Raw genomic sequence first — 19,831 nt, 5'->3', positions numbered from 1 at the left:
CTCGCTTGGGGGCGGCAGGGGTGGGACGCGCCGACCGGAACCGACCCTCGTGGGTGTCGGTTCCGGCACGATCGCGGGGCCCGAACGGTCAGTTGATGCCGAACTCGGTGCACTTGGCGGCGTAGGCGCCGGTGCACAGGGTGTCCTTGGTGACGTAGCCGTCGGCGACGACGTCCTTGACGTTCTCCTTGTAGATCGCCAGCGGCTCCAGGAGTACGGACGGCACGTCGCGCTTGCCCTCGGGGTCGCGCACGGTGGCGGGCACGCTGGGCTTTTGGCCCTTGGCCAGCGCCACGGCCAGGCCGGAGACCGCGTCGGCCTCCTTCTTGATCGCCTTGTAGACGGTCATGCACTGGTCGCCGACCAGGATGTTCTGCAGCGCGGTGGTCTCCGCGTCCTGCCCGGTGACCGGGACCCGGCCGTTGAGCTTCTGCTTCTTCAGGATCGAGATCGCCGCGTTGCCCAGGCCGTCGTTGGCGGCCACCACGCCGGAGATGTTCGGCGACTGGGTGAGCATCTGCTCGAACATGTTGGCGCCCTCGGTGTTGTTCCAGTCCGGGACGGCCTGGTCCGGGCCCTTCACGTACTCGCCGGAGTCGAACTTCGGCTTGAGCACCCCGTCGTAGCCCTGCTTGAGCAGCGTCGCGTTGTTGTCGGTGGCCGAGCCGTTGAGCATCGCGATGGTGGGCTTTTGCGCGCCGGCGGCGGACAGGCACTTTTCGATGCCCTGGCCCATCAGCGTGCCGACCTTCACGTTGTCGAAGCTGACGTAGTACTGGGCGCTGCCACCGAGGGTCAGTCGGTCGTAGTCGATGGTCGCCACACCCTGCGATTTCGCCTTGTCCAGTACGGCCTTTCCGGTGCCGCTGTCCAGGTTGACGATGATCAGGACGGTGGCGCCGTTGGTGATCATCTGGTCGGCGAGGGTCTGGAACTGGGACTTGTCGCCCTGGGCGTTTTGGATGTCGTAGTCGACGCCGGCGGCCTTGAACGCCTCGGTCAGGTACTTGCGGTCGTTGGTCTCCCAGCGACCCGAGGTCTTGCTGTCCGGGAGGATCACGCCGATCTTCGCCTTCTTGCCGTTGCCGCCGGAGGCACCGGACGCGCCGGGGGCACCGGAGGACCCGGACCCGGAGCCGGAGGTGTCCGAACAGGCGGACAGGGTGCCGGCGGCGACCAGCACACAGGCGGAGACGGACACGAGGAACCTCTTGCGCATGGTGGATCCCTTCGGGCACGCGCCGGTGGGGCCGGCGGGGGGACGTGATGGCGTCACGGGGTGGTGCGGCGTGCGGAGTTGTGCGCAGGGGTGAGCGGTCGACAGTCCGGCGGCGACCGCGCCGTAAATGTTGTGGGCGACAACGTAATAGCCGCGCGGGGTGTCCGCCAGACCTCACGTGGGAGGAAATTAAGTTCCAAGCCACAACTTAGGGAGGCAGAGGGCGCGTTCGTAGGCCCCGGCCTGGGCATTCGGGCGGGTGAGGCAACTTTTCGCGGCGCCGGCGGTGAGGGCATGCGGGCGCGGTGATGTGGTGTGGGGCGGCTCCGTGGCCGGCAGGACCGGTTGGTCGGCGGTGTCGGGGCGGCGGGGATCGCCCGGTCGGGCCGGGGCTACCGTGCGCGGGCCGGCGGCGGGTGGCGAAGTGCCCGGCGAAGGGGCGTGGATGGTGTCGTGCGAAGGGCGACGGCGTTACGCCGAGAAGGGCCGGGACGAACTACCCGACCGGGATCGTCGCGGGTCCGAAGATCGGCGTACGCGGGCCGGACCGGCTTGCGCGCGGCGATCGTGCGGTGAACCGGCGACCGGCTCGCGGGCTCGTCGCCTCGGCGGTCACCCGTCGGAGTGTCCCGCCCGGGTTCCGTTCCGCCGGAGTGCGCCTCGACCACAACCGCCGGAGCCGACCGCGCGCCGCCGTGCGGCGGGCGCGGGCCCGGGGCGGCGGCGCGGTGGGGTCGTCGTTTCGCCGGGTGGGGTCGAATCGGGACGAGCGCCAGGGGTCGTCGGGCGACCGCACCGGCAGCTTGCGCCGCGCCTGGACCTGGATCTCCGCGTAGGCGTCGTTCGCCGTTCCGTGCAGCGCCTCGTCATAGGCGGACATGGCGGCGCGAATGGCCGCGCCGCCGGTGCCCCTGCGGCGTACGCGGGCGGCGAGCCACAGGCACACACCCACCGCGGCGGCAAGGCTGCCGGCGACCATCGCGAATCCCACCAGCTCGCCCATGGCACCGACCCTACGCCCGTACGGGAGACGGGGGTTCGGGTCGCCTCGACGCCGCGCGGAGAAGTTTGTGCGCGGGGCGTCGAGAAACCGAGGGCGGCTCCGACTCCCCGGTGACGACAACGAAACGACCACCCGAGGAGATCGCCATGGCCCAGACCGTCAGCCGCCCCGCCGCCCACGACCGTTCGACCCCGACCCCGACTTTCGTCTCGACCCGGCCGGTGTGGCTGGTCAGCGTGGCCGCCGGGGCTGTCGCGGCCGTCGCCACCGAGGTGTACGGGCTGATCGCGCGTGGGCTCGGTACGCCGATGCGAGCCGGGAACGTCGGCGCGGCGACGGCGGAGCCGATCACCGTGGGGATGTTCGCCATGGGCGTTGCGGTGGCCATGAGCGTCGGCACGCTGCTCGCCGTGCTGATCGCGCGCCGAGCGGCCCGTCCGGCGCGGACGTACCTGCGCACCACCGTCGCCCTGACCGCGCTGTCCATGATCAGCCCGATCCTGGCCGGCGACACCGCGATCTCGACCAAGCTCATGTTGTGCGGCGCCCACCTGGTGGCCGCGGCCGTGGTCGTCCCGACCGTCACCCGCCGCCTGGCGGACGCCGACCGCGCCCCCCGAGCCTGAACCCGGTGGGGGCGGCGGCGCCCGGGGTGTGGCGTGGCCGTCAGTCCTCGAACGAGGCGAGATACGCGGCTGCCATGTCCTTGTCGCCGTGGCCCTGTTCGGAGGCGCGGTGGAGGCGTTCGGCGCCGGCCGCGACGACGTCCACGCGGATGCCCGCGTGCTCGGCGGCCTGCAGGACCAGTCGGGCGTCCTTCTCCGCGTTGTCCACGGTGAAGGACGGGGTGTACTCGTTCGCGAGGATGGCGCCGCCCTTGAGGTGGAAGTACTGGTTGTCCAGCGGGCCGCCGGAGATCGCGTCGAAGACCAGCTTCGGGTCCACATCCAGGCCCTTGGCCAGGGCCAGGGTCTCGCCCACGCCGTGGGTCAGCGCCAGGACCCAGGTGTTCAGGACGAGCTTGAGCCGGCTCGCGGTGCCGGACGTACCGTCCTCGCCCACCCACATGGTGCGCTGTCCGATCGTGTCGAACAGCGGCTGCACCCGGTCCCGAATCCCCGGCTCGCCGGCCGCAAGGATCACCAGCTTCCCCTGCTCGGCCGGTCCGCGGGTGCCCTGGACGGGGGCGTCCACCAGGAACAGGCCCTGGGCGCGGGCGAATGCGGCCAGCTCGTCGAACGCGTCCACGCCGACCGTGCTGACCTGCACCCACGTCGTGCCCTTGCGCAGGCCCGGGACCGCCGCGCGCATCGCGTCGAGCACGCGTGGGCCGTCGTTGAGCGCGGTGAGCACGAAGTCGGCGCCGGTGACCGCGTCGGCCGGGGTCTCGGCCGCGGTCACCCCGTCGGCGACCAGCGCCGCCGCCTTCTCCGGACTGCGGTTCCAGGCCCGGACGGCGAACCCGGCGCGCGCCAGATTGCGGGCGAGGGCGGCACCGATGATGCCGATGCCCAGCACGGCGACGGTCGGACGGGTGTTCGTCATGAGTGCACTCCCCGTGGGGTGGTTCGAAAATCTTCGTACCCCGGTACCGTAGACACCGACGGCATACGCCGGCAACCGGGATCGGACCGAGGAGTGGGATTCGGGATGGCTGTTCAGATGCCCCACCCGTCACTCGACGAGGTGGCGCTGAGTGCGGTCTTCGCCGCGTTGTCCGACGACCACCGGCGCGGCGTGGTGGTCACGCTGGCCGCCGACCCGGATCGCGAACTGCCGTGCACGGCGCTGTCCGTACCCGGCTCGAAGTCCACCCGCTCGTACCACTGGAAGGTGCTGCGGGAAGCCGGCCTGATCGTCCAGCGCAACACCGGCACGGGCATGACCCTGCGCCTGCGCGCAGAAGAATTCAACGCCCGCTTCCCAGGCCTCCTACCCAACCTCCTCCACCTCGAAGGCATAACCCCCACCAGCCCCGCACCTGAAGACCCCACACCTGCCGGTCCCACCGAGCCAAACCCCCAGCCCTGATCACGGCCCAGCCCCGGCCTCCACAAACCCCAGCCCCTCGACACCGCCGCGCCGGCCCGCTTCGCGCCCGCCTCGCGCTTCGCGTCCCGTGGGCTGTTCCGTTGGTGTGTGGGTCCTCGGTATGGTCCGAATATGGGTGAATCGAGTGGTGTGGTCGGCGTGGTCGAGGTCGACGGGGTGCGGCTGGTTCATGAGGCTTGGGGGGATCCCGCGGCTCCGCCGATCGTGTTGTTGCACGCGCTCGGGGAGGACGCCGCGGACTGGGATCGGATAGCTCGCAGCCTGGCCGACACCTGGCGGGTGTACGTCGTCGAACTGCGCGGACACGGGCGCAGCGACCGGCCCGGCAGCTACTCGCTCGAACTCATGCGAGACGACCTCCTCGGCTGCCTGGACGCGCTGGGCCTGGCTCGCGTGGACCTGATCGGCCATTCGATGGGCGGCATCGTGGCCTACCTCTTCGCCCAGGAACACCCGGACCGGGTCAGGCGCTTGGTCCTGGAGGACGTCTCCGTCCCGGTGCCGCGCGAGGCCGTCGCGCCAACGCGGCCGGAGGGCGAACTCGGCTTCGACTGGGACATGGTGATCGCCATCCGCAAGCAGATCGACAGCCCCGACCCCGCCTGGGGGGATCGCCTCGGCCTGATCACCGCCCCCACCCTCGTCGTCGGCGGCGGATCGGGCAGCCACATCCCCCAGGAGCGCATCGCCGAATGGAGCCGTCGCCTCCCCGACGTGCGCGTCGTCACCATCCCGGTCGGCCACCTGGTGCACGCCGCCGAACCGCACGCGTTCACCGAGGTGGTCCGATCCTTCCTCGCCGCCCCGGACGCCCGCCGCCCGGCGCGCTGAGCCCCGAAACGCCGCCGCGCTACGCGCCGAACCGCAGCGGCTCGTCCGTCTCCAGCACCGTCTTGAGGTTGGACAGGATCATCGGCCACCCCTCCCGAATGCTCGCCAACATCTCCGAGCCGGGCGCGAACCCGTCGTGCAGGACGCGCAGTGCCACCGCCTCGCCGACCGGGACCAGGTCGAACGCGACCTTGGACACCGGCTCCCGTCGACGCTCGGCCAACTGCTCGGCGCTCCACCCGAACATCTCGGCGATCTCGGGTTCGTAGTTGTGCCAGGTGTACGCCAGCCGATGTGGCGGCTCGGCCTCCAGGACCACCTGACCGGCGTCGCGCGGGGCCATCCGGGGCGACATCGACCAGCGTACGGTCGAGCCGACGGCCCAGTCCGACTCCGGCCCGGAGCCGTCGAACCAGCGCTCGATCTCGGCCCGTTCGGTGAGTGCGCGCCACAACACCTCGGGGGTGGCGCGGATGTAGATGACGTAGTCGAACTGCGTGTCGGACACGGAGCCTTCTCCCAGGTGGGGCGGCATCGGTCGCGGACGTGACCGGATGCCCGGGGATCGCCTGCGTTCCACTATCCGCCGGCGCCCCCCGCGACCCCGGCACCCTGCTCCCGCGCCACGCCGAAGCACTCCGCCGAACCACCCGGGAGTGGTCCGATCGGCCGATCGAACCGCGGGGGGACGGACACGCCTCAGGATGTAGACGAGCGCGGTCACCGACTGCGACCGAAGGGTGATGCGCCGGAGCGGGGCGGCGGCCAGTGTTCGGGGTATGCCCGCATTCTCACTGCTCCGCAGACTGCTGCCACCGGCGCTCGCGTTGGTGCTGCCGATCGCGGCGGCCCTGCCCGTCGCCGCCTCGCCCCCGCCCGCGCGGACGGTGCTCGCCGCCGATCCCGTGCCGGGCGGACCGCGTACCTCGTTGCCGCACCCGACCGGGCCCTACGGGGTCGGCCGGCAATCCCTCCACCTGGTCGACCCGAGTCGGGCCGATCCGTGGGTGCCCGAGGCGGGGGCGCGTGAACTGATGGTCGGGATGTACTACCCCGCCCGTCGCGGAACCGGCACACCCACGCGGTACGCCACGGTCGACGAGGCGCGGCTGATGTTGGCCGACATCGGGATGGGGGACGTGTTCCCCGCGGAGGTGTTGAGCACGACCGCCACCGACGTGCGGGCCGACGCCCGCCCCGCGCCCGGCCGGTATCCGCTGGTGGTGCTCTCCCCGGGATTCGGCTATTCCGTGTTCACCCTCACCGGCCTCGCCGAGGATCTGGCGAGTCGGGGCTATGTGGTGGCCGCGATCGACCACGCGTACGAGTCGGTGGGCACCGCGTTCCCCGGCGGCCGGATGCTCACCTGCGCGGCCTGTACGAAGGTGCGCACCGAGGAGGACCTGGTCGCGGCCACCTCCGGCCGGGGTCGGGACATGTCGTTCGTGGTGGATCGCCTCACCGGGGCCGACCCGGCCTGGCGGTACGCCGACCTCATCGACCGGCACCGCATCGGCGCGGCGGGCCACTCGATCGGCGGCGCGGGCGCGGCGGCGGCGATGGCCGGCGACCCCCGGATCCGGGCGGGCGTGAACATGGACGGCGCCTTCCACTCCGCCGTGCCCGAAACCGGCCTGGGCAAACGACCGTTCCTGCTCTTCGGCACCGACGACGAGACCCATCGGCCGGGCGGCGACGACCCGAGCTGGGACCAGGCGTGGACCCGACTGGACGGCTGGAAGCGGTGGTTGACGGTGGCGAACGCCACCCACTTCAGCTTCAGCGACTTTCCCGTCTTCCTGGACCGACTCGGCCTGCCCGGCGGCGGATCGGCGACGACCCTGCCGGGTGCGCGGGGGCTGGAGCTGACCCGTGCCTACCTTGCCGCCTTCGTCGACCGCCACCTGAGGCACCTGCCCCGACCGCTGCTCGACGGCCCGACTGCGGCGAACCCGGAGATCCGGTTCAACAACCCTTGACCGGCGACCCCGACGGACGACGCGCGACCCGCGACCCGTGACCCATGACTCCGTGACCCATGACCCGTGACCCATGACTCGTGAACGAGGAAGGCCCGGCGGCGTCGCGTGGTCGCCGCCGGGCTCGGGAGGCATCGACCGAAAGGGGGTCGATCGATGCCGGGCACGGGTTTTTCCTCGGGTGGGATCCGGACGGATCCCGAAGGGGGCTCAGCCGGTGAAACCCTTGAAGAGATTGGTGAATTCGTAGGGCGACTGGCTGATGCTGCTGCACGTCGCGGAGACCCCGCCACCCGGGCAGGAGCCGTTGTCGCGGCCCACCGACCAGAACGCCAGTCGGCCGATGTGGTTGGTGTTGGCCCAGGAGACCAGCTTGGTCGCGTCCGACTGGACGAAGATCTTGCCGTTGAAGTTGCGGCCGATCATCGGCGTGACCGCGAGCATGCCCCGGAGTTCGGCGTCGGACTTGGCGGGCCAGATCTCCTTCATCTGACGCAGCGTCGATTCCGCGGCGGCGATCACCGCGTCGCCCCACACCGGGCGCGACGTGCCGAACTCCATCGCCATCGGGTTGACGATGTCGACCCGAACCCCGTTGTCCCGCGCGTTCTTCAGCAGGTCCACGCCCAGTGCCGGGGTCAGACCGTAGTCGTCGCCCTGGACCATCAGCGTGAAGCTCACCGTGGTGGCCGGCCGATCCCGCTGCACCTTCGCCAGCGCCTTGTTCATCGTGTCGAGCGGGATGGACGCCTCGATGTCGATGTCGAGGTGCTTGGCGCCCAGCGTGTCGATCACCTTGGTGTACGCGGCGGCGAGCGCGTCGGCGCTGCCGCAGGACGCCTCCAGGTAGGGGCCGGCCGCGCCGCCGAAGGCGACCACGATGTCGCCGCCCTGGGCGCGAAGCGCCGCGATCTGGTTGAGGATTCGCGGCTCGTCGAGGGCGATCGTGCCACCCCACTTGGGGTCGCAACCACTGTTGCTGCCCAGAACGAAGGCGAGCGTGAACAACTTCTGGCCGGTGGCCGCGGCCACGTCGGTCAGGGTCGGGGTGGGCGCGGTGATGTCGATGTACGGGACGCTGCGCACGGAGCCCGCGGGCGGATTGCCGCCGCCCGTCGTGGTGGTGCCGATCAACTCGGGGGTGAACGGGGACACGTTGCCCGAGGCGTCCTTCGCCCGGACCTTGATCCGGTACGCGGTGTCCGGGGTGAGTCCGGTCAGCGTCGCGCCGGGGTCGGCCGTGCCGGCGCGGGCGACGCCGTCGACGTACACGTCATAGCCGGTGACCCGGTCGTTGTCGGTGGACGCGGTCCAGGCCAGGGTCAGCGACGAGGAACCAGCGGCGGATACCCGCAGGTTCGTCGGTGTGCTCGGCGCGGTGGTGTCCGGCGTGGCCGGTCCGGTACACGGATTGCCGTTGAGCTTGCAGCCGGTGGGGGTTCCGGGCCCGGCGCCGAGGAAGCCGAACGTGGTCGAGGCACCCGGTGCGAGGGTGCCGTTGTACTCGCGGTTGGTGAACACGTAGTGGCCGCCGCTGCCGGAACCGCTTTGCAGCGCGTCCCAGTAGGAGCCGATCGTGGTGCCGGCGGGCAGGTCGAACTCGACCTTCCAACCGGTGAGCGTTCCGGTGCCCTGGTTGCGGACGGTGTACTGCCCGGTGAAGCCGGAGCCCCAGTCGGACGCCTTGGCGAACGTCGCCTCGGGGGAGGCGGCGTGTGCGGCGCCGGCGGGCAGGACCACCAACGCGAGGGGGGCGAGAACGGTGACGGCGACGGCGCGGGCGAGTGCGCGCAGCCGGCGCCGAGCCGGTCCGGTGGATGTGGAATGGGACCTGGGGAAGCGGGAGTTGCCGGGCCGGGAGGCGCCGGACCGGGGATCGCGGCGCGGGGAGGGGGACGGGGCGGGGGACTCAGGCTTCATCGAGCCGGCTCCTGGACACGTCTGGGACACGAGTCGGGGGACGAGGGTGGTGCGCGATCGGCCGTGCGTGCGCCGCCGGTTGGCGCACTCCACCGCTCGCGGCCGGGCGGTGTGCCGGATCGTACTGCGCTTCGAGATGTGTCTGGTGCAATGGTCTATACCAACCCGGGTCTCGTCCATAGGGTCGCGGGCACTTTCTCGGCGCGCCCGGCAAGTATTGGCAAGGCCGCTGCGGATCGCGGAAAATTTTTCCTCGGCACAATGACCACACATATGACACACCGTCAGAAACAAGGTCGCGCAGGCCGGACCGACTTTTCGCGGGCTTTTGCAACGCTCCGGTTGGGGAGTAATGAACCCTCGTCGGCACGATCGAATCGGAAAGACCCGCTCCGCGCTCTTGCGCGACCGGACGAGCACGACGAATCTGTGTAGCGCCGCAGTCATTGGTCTATACCTGTCCCGTCGGACCGCAGGCGGCGGCACCCGTACGCCGGAATACCGGGATCCGTCGCGGCCACCTCGGATCCCCGCCCCACCCGCGCCGACCGTCCCACCAGTGCCGACAGGTTCCAACCGCGCCGACCGTCCCACCCGCGTTCGAGGGCTCCCGTATGACGTCCATGCGGTCTTCGTGCGTCCCCCGCAATCGGCAACTCCCTTACCCGGAGGGCTTCATGAAGTCTCCCCGCAGGGTCGCGGCATTCGCCGCGGCCTGCTGCCTGGCACCCTTGACGATCGCCGCGCTGGCCACCGGAACCGCACAGGCGCACGGCACACTCAGCAACCCGCTCAGCCGTACCGGCACGTGTCGCGCCGAGAACCCGGAGAACCCGACGTCCGCCGCGTGCAAGGCCGCGGTGGCCATCGGCGGCACGCAGCCGGTGTACGACTGGAACGAGGTCAACCTCGCGGACGTCGCCGGTCGGCACCACCAGCTGATCCCCGACGGCAAGTTGTGCAGCGCCGGGCGGGACAAGTACAAGGGCTTCGACCAGGCGCGCGCCGACTGGCCCGCGACCGCGGTCTCCCCCGGCAGCACCTTCAACTTCCTGTTCCGGGCCACCTCCCCGCACCGCGGCACGTTCCAGTTCTTCGTGACCCGCGACGGCTACGACCCCACCGTGCCGCTGCGTTGGTCCGACCTGGAGGCCACGCCGTTTTTGACCCAGACCGATCCGCCGCTGGACAACGGCTCGTTCGTGATGAACGGCCGGATGCCGCAGGGCAAGACCGGGCGCCACCTGGTCTATGTGATCTACCAACGCTCCGACAGCCCCGAGGCGTTCTACTCCTGCTCGGACGTGGTCTTCGGCGCCGCCGCCGCACCGGTTGCCGCCGAGCGGGTGACGGCGGCGACCGCGCCGCTCGCGCACGAGACCGGCGCGCCGTACATCGAACCTGCCGGGCGTACCCACGAGAGCATCCACGAGGCCCCGGTGGCCGCGGCCGTGCCGGACCAGGGCCCGGCGGGCGTGCCGCGCGCGGCCACGGTCGGCGCGGCCGGCGCGGGTGCGTTGATCATCGTCGGCGGGGGCGCCGTCGTGCTGACCAACCGGCGTCGGGAGGCCCGCGCCCGGCGCTGAACCCGCGCCCGGCACCCCACAGATGCCACCTCCGGTCCGGACGAAGTCGTCGGGCCCGACCAACCCGACGACCGCCGCCGGGCCGGAGGTGGGCCAAACCACGCCCGCCGCGCCGCCCCCCACGTCCCCGGGGGGCCGGCACCCTCCTCGCACCGGCCCGATCCCGGGGCCGGGCCCTCCGCACCACCCGATCCCTCCACCCGATCCGCCGGCGCGGCCGTCCCCACCGCGCCGGCCCGAACCACCCCGCGTGGCCCGTCCCGACCGCGCGACGCCCGATCGAAAAGCCCGTCTCCTCCGGACGGTCCTCCCGCGGCTCCACCCCTCCGCGCCGACCCCGCACCCACCGTCCCGCCCCGCACGTGCTCCGCAAGTCCCTTTCTCGTCCTCAGAAAGCGGGAGTACCCATGCGACGACCAAGTCCGCTCCGCACCCTGGCGACCGTGGTGGCCACCGCCGCCGCGTCGCTGGGCCTCGTGCTGACCTCGGGCGGCGCCGCGAATGCCGCCGCGGAAACCACGCCGACCACCACGCAGGCGGCGGCAGCGGCGCCCGCCACGGCCGGACAGGCGGGCGCGCAGGCCGCCACACCGCTGCCCACCCGCGTGTTCGCGCCGTACTTCGAGGCGTGGACGGGGGAGAACCCGGCGACGCTGTCCGCCCAGTCCGGCGCGAAGTACCTGACCATGGCCTTCATCCAGACCCCGAGCAAGGGCTCGTGTACGCCGTACTGGAACGGCGACACCGGAATGCCCATCGCCCAGTCCACGTTCGGCGCGGACATCGCCAGGATCCGCGCGGCCGGCGGCGACGTGATCCCGTCGTTCGGCGGCTACACCGCGGACAACACCGGCACCGAGATCGCGGACAGTTGCACCAACGTCAACTCCATCGCGACGGCGATCGAGAACGTGATCTCCACCTACGACATCAGCCGCATCTGCCTCGACATCGAGGACAACTCGCTGACCAACACGGCCGGCATCGACCGCCGCAACAAGGCGCTCAAGCAGGTCCAGGCGTGGGCGGCGAGCAACAACCGCTCGCTGCAGATCCAGTACACCCTGCCGACCACGACCTCGGGCCTGGCCGACAGCGGCCTGGCGGTGCTGCGGAACGCGGTGAGCAACGGCACCAAGGTCGACGTCGTCAACATCATGACGTTCGACTACTACGACAACCAGCCGCACCAGATGGCCAACGACGCGAAGAGCGCCGCGACCGGCCTGAAGAACCAACTCGCCCAGCTGTACCCGAACAAGACCCAGGCCGAACTGTGGGCCATGGTCGGCGTCACCGTGATGCCCGGCGTGGACGACTTCGGCGCCGCCGAGACGTTCACCACGGCCGATGCGGTCACCGTCGTCGACTGGGCCAAGACGCAGGGAATCAGCACCCTGTCGATGTGGGCCCTCCAGCGCGACAACGGCTCCTGCCCGGGGGGTACGGCGCAGGACAACTGCTCCGGAATCCCGCAGGAGCAATGGCAGTTCACGCACACCTTCGCGCCGTTCACCGGCGGCGGAGGACCGGTCACCAACGACTTCGCGCTCAGCCTGAACCCGACCACCGGCTCGGTCGCGCTCGGCGGCACCACGTCGTCGACGATCACCACCGCGGTCACCCAGGGCAACGCGCAAAACGTCGCGCTCACCGTGACCGGCGCCCCCAGCGGGGTGAACGTGTCCGTCACCCCGAGTACGGTCACCGCGGGCGGATCCGCGACGCTGAACGTCAGCGCCTCCGCGACGGCGACCCCCGGCACCTATCCGCTCACCGTCACCGGCGTCGGCGCGTCCGCGACGCACAGCGCGACCTACTCGCTGACCGTCACCTCCGGGCCGGTCACCAACGACTTCACCCTGTCTGCCGGTCCCGCGTCGGGCAGCGTCACGCAGGGCGGCAGCACCTCGTCGACACTCACCACCACGATCGCCGCCGGCGCGGCGGAAACCATCGCCCTGACGGTGTCCGGCACCGGAAACGGCCTCAACGCCACGATCACCCCGGCCTCGGTCACCACGGGCGGATCCGCGACGCTGAACATCTCCACCACCGCGGCCCTGCTCCCCGGCACCTATCCGATCACCGTCACCGGCACCAGCCCGTCGGCCACGCACAGCGCGGTGTACACGCTCACCGTCAACGGCTCCTCCGGCGGCCTGCTCAACGCCGACCTGGAAAGCGGCTCGCTCGCTCCGTGGACCTGCCAACCCGGCGGGGCGGTGGTCTCCACGCCCACCCACGGCGGCACACACGCCCTGGAGGTCGCGGCCGGCGCGGCGCAGACCGGGGAATGCAAGCAGACCCTGCAACTCGCCCCCAACTCGACCCACACCCTCACCGCTTGGGTTCGCGGCAACTACGCCTACCTGGGCGTGAGCGGGGGCGCGACGGCCAGTACCTGGGCCTCGCCCGGGACCACGTGGGCCAAGCTGACCGTGCCGTTCACGGTGGGCGCGTCCGGCAGCGTGACGGTCTACCTGCACGGCTGGTACGGGCAGGGCTCGGTCTACGGCGACGACTTCGCGATCAGCTGAGGCCATGGTGCCGGGGCGGCCCCGCGCATCCCGCCGGATGCACGGGACCCCCCGACACCGCTGCGATCGCCCCCGAAGCCCGGACGCCGGCTCGCGACCCCACCGCGAGCCGGCGCCCGGTTGCCGTCTGCCGGGCGCGGATCGCGGGCGAGGCGGGGCCGTTCACCCGGCGGCGGTGGTGCCGGTCCGGTCGGGGGCGCGAACCCTTCCCGGCCGGCCGTCGTGGCAGGTCGCGCACGGTTTGGTTTGCCAGTTCGTGCCGTTGCGCGGGACCCGCCCGGCAGTCGTCTCGGAACGGCCTAACCTGAAGCGCTGATCGAGCGCCGGCCGCATCGTCCGAGAACCGCCAGGGGGCCGACATGGCACGCAACACCCACCCGCGACCAACCCGCCGCACCGGCGCCGGGAGGCGCCGATGACCGCGTCCACCCAGCTCCGCCCGGCGGTTCCGCTGCACCGCCTCGAGGTGCCCGCGCCGAGCGTCCTGCCGTTCGCCGTCGGCTCGTTCGACAGCATCGGCCCGCTGTCCCGGGCCGATTTCCCGCACCGGCACACCTTCTACGAGATCGCCATCGTCACCGGCGGTCGTGGTACCCATGTATTGGATCTGGTGCCCCGGTCGGTGTCTCCGCCGCAGTTGTTCTTCATCGCCCCCGGCCAGGTGCACTTCTGGCATCGCATGCAGGACCTGACCGGCTGGGTCGTGTTGTTCAACGACGACTTCCTGTTCGCCCACCCCGAGGACCGGGACACCGTCCGCGACCTGGCCGGCTGCGCGCGGCTGCGGCCCACGCCGGAGGCGGCGCCCGGACTGCTCGGCGTGGTGGCCGAGTTGCGCCGCGAATACGCCGAACAGGGCGTGGGATTCATCCCGGTGCTCCAGGCGTATCTGCATGTGCTGATCCTGCGTGCGGCCCGACTGGCGATATGGGACGGCCCCGACTCCCGGCGGGATGCGGGGCGATCGGATCCGGGACAGCCCGATCCGGGGCCGACCGCGGCCCTCGCCCAGCGCTTCGCCCGGCTCCTGGACGGCCCGCCGGACCCGGATCCGGTCGAGCGTACGGTCGGTGCGTACGCCGACCGCCTCGGTGTCTCGGTGGGCCATCTCAACCACGCGGTGAAGACCGCCACCGGGCGCACCCCCGGCCGGATCATCCGCGAGGCGCAGGTGGTGGAGGCCAAGCGGCTGCTCGCCGGCAGTGATCTGACAGTGCGTCAAGTCGCGGACAGGGTGGGTTTCGCGGACCCCGCGTACTTCTGCCGGTTCTTTCGTCGGGAGACCGGGAGCACCCCGGGGGAGTACCGCCGCGAGATCAACGCGAAGCACCACGAGAGCCGTGCTTTGTCCATCGACGCCCGCAACTGGCGAGCATAGGTTCAGACCAATCGCGAGCGGGCGGATCGATTCGTCGACCTTGCCCGCCCGTCCCCTCGCCGAGGAGTCGACATGGACCCCGAGATCACCGATCAGGACGAGCCCGCCGCGCGCGGCATCACCCGCAAGAATCTGCTCAAGGCGGCGCTGATCGCCGCTCCGCTGCCGCTGCTGATCGGCGGCGTGCCCGCGCTGGCCCGGGCGCAGCGAGGCAGCGGCGGGCCGTTGGCCCCGACGCCGTTCTGCCACGACGGCGACGCGCCCACCATCGACCAGACCGAAGGACCGTACTTCAAGCCCAACTCCCCGGAGCGGTCGGTGCTCACCGGCGCCGGTACCCCACTGGTGGTGTCGGGCTTCGTGTTCAACCGCGCGTGTCAGCCACTGCCCAACGTGCTGCTCGACTTTTGGCAGGCGGACACCAACGGCGAGTACGACAACGTCGGATACACCTTCCGCGGCCACCAGTTCACCAACGCGCAGGGCGCGTACAAGCTGACCACGGTGGTACCGGGTCTGTACCCGGGCCGCACCCGGCACCTGCACGTGAAGGTCCAGGCGCCCAACCGGGGGATCCTGACCACGCAGACCTACTTCCCGGGCGAGCCGCGCAACAACACCGACACGATCTTCGACGCGCGGCTGTTGATGAACGTACGCAACGGCAACCCCGGCAAGGAGGCGACCTTCGACTTCGTCCTCAACATCGCCGGGGTCCCCCCGACGAGCCAGCCGCCGACGAGCGAGCCGCCTACGAGCGAGCCGCCGACGAACCCGCCGGGCGGCACCTGGCGGGCGGGCACCAACTACGCCGCCGGCGCCACGGTGTCCTACGGCGGTCAGAACTACCGCTGCCTGCAGGGGCATACGGCAATTTCGGGATGGGAGCCGCCGAACGTGCCGGCTCTTTGGCAGCGGATCTGATCGACATCGCCGGGGGAGGCGAGTCGATCACGGGCCCCGGCGGTGCCACCCGCCGGGGCCCGCGTTCGTGGGCGCCGTCCTCGGGCGCGACCGCGCGAATCGTGGGGCCCGCGTGGTTGGGAACGGCCGGGCCGCTCGGCCCGGTCGGCCCGGTCGGGTCGTTTCGATCGGTCGGGCCGGTTCGATCGGTGCGGACTCCTTGGGGGCGCGAGCGTTCAGCCCGCGATGGTGAGTTGCATCAGGGCCTTGGCGGTGTGCATGCGGTTTTCCGACTGGTCGAACACCCGGCTGCGCGGGCCCTCGAAGACCTCGTCCGCCACCTCGCGGAGGTCGGGACGGGCCCGCGCGGTCTCGGTCTCCAGGTCGTGGAACGCGGGCAGGCAGTGCAGGTAGACGGTGTCGGCGCGGCCGGTGCGGGCCATCAGCTCGGGCGTGACCTTCAGGTCGCGCAGCAGCTCGATACGACGGTCGGTCTCCTCCTCGCCCATGGACACCCACACGTCGCCGTACACCGCGGCCGAGCCGGCCAGCGCCTCTCCCGGCGATGCGGTGACGGTGATCGCGGCCCCCGACGACTCCGCCCCGGCGAGCAGTTCGGCGATCGACGCGGGGTCGGGGTGCAGCGGCTCCGGGGCCAGGACGCGCAGGTCGAGGCCGAGCTTGACGGCGGCGACCGCCAGGGTACGGGCCACGTTGTTGCGGCCGTCGCCGACGAATGTGACGGGCAGGCCGCGGAGTTCGCCGAAGTTCTCCCGCAGCGTGAGCAGGTCGGCGAGCACCTGGGTCGGATGGTAGGTGTCGCACAGCCCGTTCCACACCGGCACCCCCGCGTGCGCGGCGAACTCGGCGACGGTCGTATGCTCGAAGCCGCGGAACATCACCCCGTCGAAGACCCGCCCGAACACCCGGGCGATATCGCGCACGGACTCCTTGATCCCGAATCGGATGTCCTCGCGACCGAAGACCTCCGGATGCGCCCCGGACTGCGTCGCCGCGACGACGAACGAGACGCGAGTGCGGCACGAGGGCTTGAGAAATATCAACGCGATATTGCGCCCCGCCAACACCGGCACCCGCTCCCCGAACGCGGCCCGCTCCTTCAGATCCCCGGCCCGATCCAGCAACTCACCGATCTCTGCGGCGCTCACGTCCAGGAGCGAGAGCAGGTTGCGGCCCTTGAGGGCGGAAAGCCCCATGGGATGACCTCGATTCGATGGCTCGATGAAGGTGCATGAATATTCCTGATGCAGCATCATCATGCATGACCGAGGTCGAAAACGGCGGCCCATTTTCCGGCAGCCACGACCCGGTGCCCGGAGCCCGGTGCCCGGCGCGGGGAGTTCGGAGTCCGGTGAGATCGAAAACCCGGTGGAGGTGCCGTGAGCGGGGCTGATAGCTTCGCCCCCGTGAGCAACCCCGAGTCGGACAGACGACGGCCGCCGGTGAGCCGGTGGCCGATCCCCTGTCGATGAGCTGAAGCCGCGTGGCCGCAATGGCCGCGGGCGTCCTCGGACATGGCCGCCACCGGAGTCGCCGGTGTCGAGCCGTGAGGTAATCCATCGGACGTCCATGGGGTTTCGTCATGCCATTCGCCGTATATGTGCTCGGGCTCGCGGTCTTTGCCCAGGGCACCTCGGAGTTCATGCTCTCCGGCCTGCTCTCGGGCATCGCCGACGATCTGCACGTGTCCATTCCCACCGCCGGACTGCTGACCTCGGCGTTCGCCGTCGGGATGGTGGTGGGAGCGCCCGCGATGGCGCTGGTCGGCCGCCGGCAACCACGCCGCCGCGCACTGCTGTTCTTCCTGTGCGTGTTCATCGCCGCGCACGTGGTGGGCGCGCTCACCCCGAACTACCCGGTCCTGCTGGCCACTCGCGTATTCGGCGCACTGGCCAACGCCGGCTTCTGGGCGGTCGCCCTGGTGACCGCGATCGACCTGGTCCGACCCGAACAGCGGGCCCGCGCCACCTCGGTGGTGGTCGGCGGCGTCACCGTCGCCTGCGTGGTCGGGGTACCGGCCGGCGCGCTCCTGGGCGACCGGTGGGGTTGGCGCGCGGCGTTCTGGGCGGTGGCGCTGGTGTCGCTGCCTGCCGTACTCGCCATCGCCCGAACCATCCCGAACCACGCACCACCGGCGCAGCCGGACCCGTCGGCAAACACCCGTCGGGACCTGCGCGCCCTGCTCACCCGGCCGCTGCTGTCGACCCTGTCGGTGATGGCCCTCGTCCAGGGAGCCACCTTCTGCGCGTTCTCCTACTTCGAACCGGTGATCACCGAGGTCACCGGCCTGGCCGACGGCTGGGTCCCGATCGCCCTCGCCCTGTTCGGAATCGGCTCGTTCGTCGGCGTAACCATCGCGGGCCGGATCGTCGACCGACGACCGACCCAGGTGATCGGGTGGGGGATGGCGGCCTCGGCCGTCGGCTGGGCCCTGTTCGCGTACACGGCGGCCACCCCATGGGCGGCGATCACCCTGGTCGCAATCCAGGGCATGCTCGCCTTCGCGACCGGCACGGCCCTGATTGCCCGCGTACTCCGCCTCTCCCAGGACACCTCCGGCCTATCCGGCGCCCTGGCCACCTCCGCCTTCAACATCGGCGGCACCCTGGGCCCCTGGCTGGGCGGCCTGACCCTCAACGCCAACCTCGGCTACCGAGCCCCCTTGGCAACCAGCGCAGCCCTCATGCTCCTGGCCCTAACGGTGGCAGCAACAACCCACCACCACGAACGCAGGCCCCACCACTTCCCCAAGCCCACGGCACACACCTGACCCACCCCGGCCACCCGGCGATCGGCGCCGAGTCCACCGAAAGCCTCCCCAAGCGAGCGAGGCGCCTCCGCGAGCGGTCACGGGTGGCCGGCCCGGGGCCGGCGTGCGGGGCTCCGACCCCGGGGCTCCCGGCGCGGCAGCGTGTCGCTCGGCGAAAACCGGCCGACAGCGGGGCAGTGGGAGGGCGGTTGGACCGACTCTGCCGGGGCGCCTTCCGGAGTGGGCCGGGTGTCCTCGACGGGCGCTGCGCCTTGGGTTGCGGGTGCCCGGTGCGGGGTCGGTCTGAGTCGGCGGTGGGCCGCCGCCGGCGTGCGGGGCTCCAAGACTGAGGGTTTCCGACGAGACAGCCGCATCGCTCGGCAAGAACCGGCTGGCAGCGGCGGAGCGGGACCGGTGCTCGGGTCGAGTCTTGCCGGGCGCCTTTCCGAGTGGGTTGGCTGGTGGCGGCGAGGGTTGTGCCTTTGGTTGCGGTGGGCCGGTGCGGGGCTGGTCAGAGTCGGTGGTGGGCCGCCGCCGGCGTGCGGGGCTCCGAGACCGGAAGCTCCCTACGAGACCGGCGTGTTGCTCGGCGAAGACCGGCCGGCAGCGGCGGGGAGGGGGAGGAGTCGGGTCGGTCTGCCGGGGGCCTTCCCGAGTGGGTCAGGTGGCTTCGGTGTGCGGTGGGCATTTGGGCGACGAGGGTTCACAAACCTGGACGGCGTGGGGTGCCGGAGCCTCGGCACGAGGGAAAACCGCAGGTCAGTGCGAAGAGGAGCCGTTTCGACCGCCTCGGAATCCGGTTCCGACACCCACTGGGCACTTTCGGTCTCCCCGAAGGCCCCTGCGAGGTCGCAGCGCCCGAAGTCGGCTGCGATCGGGCCCATTTGGCCTTCACACCGGCGTTGAGGGGGCCGGGGCACACGAAACCGGCACTCGACACCCGATTTCCCACCCCGACCACGCAAAACCGCAGATCACCGAAGCTCCAAGCCCACAACCACCCGCCGAGATCCGGTTTCGAACCCCAACCCAGCCCCAACGTCCCCAAAAGGCCCCGACCCACTCGGGAAGGCACCCGGCAACAGAAGCACAAGGCGCACCGGAAACACCCGGCCCACTCGGGAAGGCGCCCCGCCAGACTCGACCCGAGCATTCTCCCTCCCCGCCGCTGCCGGCCGGTTTCCGCCGACCAACACACGCGCCTCGCCGGAAGCTTCGAGCCTTGGAGCCCCGCACGCCGGCGGCGGCCCATCACCGACTCTGACCAGCTCCGCACCGGTCACCCGCAACCCGAGGCGCAGCGCTCGCCGAGGACGCCCGGCCCACTCGGGAAGGCCCCTGGCGGACCCGACCGCACTGCTCACCCTGCCCGCCGCTGCCGGACGGTTTTTCGCCGACCAACGCACCCGTCTCGTCGGGAAACCTCCGCCTCGGAGCCCCGCACGCCGGCGGCGGCTCACGACCGACTCTGGCCCGCCCCGCACCGGCCACCCGCAGCCACAAGCGCAACGCCCGCCGGGGATGTTCCGACCGTGACCTACTTGGCTCTCGGCGGCTAGTACTGCAATTGCGTTTGCCGTGACTTCTGGGCCTGGTGGTCGTTGTTCAGGTCATGGGTGGGGACCTTGGTGTGGGTGATGTGCGGCGATG

Annotated in this window: 15 protein-coding genes; 9 read left to right on the top strand and 6 right to left on the bottom strand. The window is 71.2% G+C overall.

Annotation, left to right across the window (positions count from 1 at the left end):
* Positions 1-88: 88 nt before the first annotated feature.
* A complete protein-coding gene (locus tag ACH4XV_RS23905; RefSeq protein WP_395792988.1) occupies positions 89-1,219 on the bottom strand; it encodes a sugar ABC transporter substrate-binding protein in 1,131 nt (376 codons plus the stop codon).
* Positions 1,220-1,715: 496 nt separating this feature from the next.
* Entirely contained in the window at positions 1,716-2,222 is a 507-nt protein-coding gene (locus ACH4XV_RS23900) for a hypothetical protein (protein ID WP_395792986.1), read from the bottom strand.
* Between the two features lie 146 nt (positions 2,223-2,368).
* Between ACH4XV_RS23900 and ACH4XV_RS23895 the strand changes: the two genes are divergently transcribed.
* The gene (locus ACH4XV_RS23895; protein WP_395792984.1) at positions 2,369-2,848 is read left to right on the top strand and encodes a DUF6069 family protein; all 480 of its coding nucleotides are present in this window, start codon (positions 2,369-2,371) and stop codon (positions 2,846-2,848) included.
* Positions 2,849-2,888: 40 nt separating this feature from the next.
* Here the strand turns inward: ACH4XV_RS23895 and ACH4XV_RS23890 are convergent, their stop codons facing one another.
* The gene (locus ACH4XV_RS23890; RefSeq protein ID WP_395792982.1) at positions 2,889-3,767 is read right to left on the bottom strand and encodes an NAD(P)-dependent oxidoreductase; all 879 of its coding nucleotides are present in this window, start codon (positions 3,765-3,767) and stop codon (positions 2,889-2,891) included.
* A gap of 105 nt (positions 3,768-3,872) precedes the next feature.
* Here ACH4XV_RS23890 and ACH4XV_RS23885 point away from each other — a divergent pair, with 105 nt between their 5' ends.
* Entirely contained in the window at positions 3,873-4,253 is a 381-nt protein-coding gene (locus ACH4XV_RS23885; protein ID WP_395792980.1) for an ArsR/SmtB family transcription factor, read from the top strand.
* A 132-nt stretch (positions 4,254-4,385) separates the two neighbouring features.
* A complete protein-coding gene (locus ACH4XV_RS23880; RefSeq protein ID WP_395792978.1) occupies positions 4,386-5,105 on the top strand; it encodes an alpha/beta fold hydrolase in 720 nt (239 codons plus the stop codon).
* Between the two features lie 19 nt (positions 5,106-5,124).
* Here the strand turns inward: ACH4XV_RS23880 and ACH4XV_RS23875 are convergent, their stop codons facing one another.
* The gene (locus ACH4XV_RS23875; RefSeq protein WP_395792976.1) at positions 5,125-5,613 is read right to left on the bottom strand and encodes an SRPBCC family protein; all 489 of its coding nucleotides are present in this window, start codon (positions 5,611-5,613) and stop codon (positions 5,125-5,127) included.
* A 271-nt stretch (positions 5,614-5,884) separates the two neighbouring features.
* Here ACH4XV_RS23875 and ACH4XV_RS23870 point away from each other — a divergent pair, with 271 nt between their 5' ends.
* The gene (locus ACH4XV_RS23870; protein WP_395792974.1) at positions 5,885-7,084 is read left to right on the top strand and encodes an alpha/beta hydrolase family protein; all 1,200 of its coding nucleotides are present in this window, start codon (positions 5,885-5,887) and stop codon (positions 7,082-7,084) included.
* A 210-nt stretch (positions 7,085-7,294) separates the two neighbouring features.
* Here ACH4XV_RS23870 and ACH4XV_RS23865 read toward each other — a convergent pair whose 3' ends face one another.
* Positions 7,295-9,004, bottom strand: a complete 1,710-nt coding sequence (locus ACH4XV_RS23865; protein WP_395792972.1) for a cellulose binding domain-containing protein — start codon at positions 9,002-9,004, stop codon at positions 7,295-7,297.
* Between the two features lie 677 nt (positions 9,005-9,681).
* Between ACH4XV_RS23865 and ACH4XV_RS23860 the strand changes: the two genes are divergently transcribed.
* The 4 genes from ACH4XV_RS23860 to ACH4XV_RS23845 all read left to right on the top strand — a co-directional run bounded on the left by ACH4XV_RS23860 (position 9,682) and on the right by ACH4XV_RS23845 (position 15,432).
* Positions 9,682-10,590, top strand: coding sequence for a lytic polysaccharide monooxygenase (locus ACH4XV_RS23860; RefSeq protein ID WP_395792970.1), 909 nt, complete (start codon positions 9,682-9,684; stop codon positions 10,588-10,590).
* 407 nt (positions 10,591-10,997) lie between these two features.
* Positions 10,998-13,130 carry a glycosyl hydrolase family 18 protein gene (locus ACH4XV_RS23855; RefSeq protein WP_395792968.1) on the top strand — a complete coding sequence of 711 codons (2,133 nt, stop codon included), beginning with the start codon at positions 10,998-11,000 and terminating at the stop codon, positions 13,128-13,130.
* Between the two features lie 415 nt (positions 13,131-13,545).
* A complete protein-coding gene (locus ACH4XV_RS23850) occupies positions 13,546-14,508 on the top strand; it encodes an AraC family transcriptional regulator (protein ID WP_395792966.1) in 963 nt (320 codons plus the stop codon).
* Positions 14,509-14,580: 72 nt separating this feature from the next.
* Entirely contained in the window at positions 14,581-15,432 is an 852-nt protein-coding gene (locus ACH4XV_RS23845; protein WP_395792964.1) for a carbohydrate-binding protein, read from the top strand.
* 215 nt (positions 15,433-15,647) lie between these two features.
* Here the strand turns inward: ACH4XV_RS23845 and argF are convergent, their stop codons facing one another.
* A complete protein-coding gene (gene argF / locus ACH4XV_RS23840; protein ID WP_395792962.1) occupies positions 15,648-16,628 on the bottom strand; it encodes an ornithine carbamoyltransferase in 981 nt (326 codons plus the stop codon).
* A gap of 386 nt (positions 16,629-17,014) precedes the next feature.
* Between argF and ACH4XV_RS23835 the strand changes: the two genes are divergently transcribed.
* Positions 17,015-18,202 (top strand): Cmx/CmrA family chloramphenicol efflux MFS transporter, encoded by a 1,188-nt coding sequence (locus tag ACH4XV_RS23835; protein WP_395792960.1) that lies wholly within the window; start codon positions 17,015-17,017, stop codon positions 18,200-18,202.
* Positions 18,203-19,831: the final 1,629 nt, after the last annotated feature.

Origin of the sequence: Embleya sp. NPDC020630, assembly GCF_044334985.1 — a bacterium.
Classification (GTDB): Bacteria; Actinomycetota; Actinomycetes; order Streptomycetales; family Streptomycetaceae; genus Embleya.
Note: the sequence above shows the minus strand (reverse complement) of the source record. Positions and strands in the feature narration are given on the sequence as shown.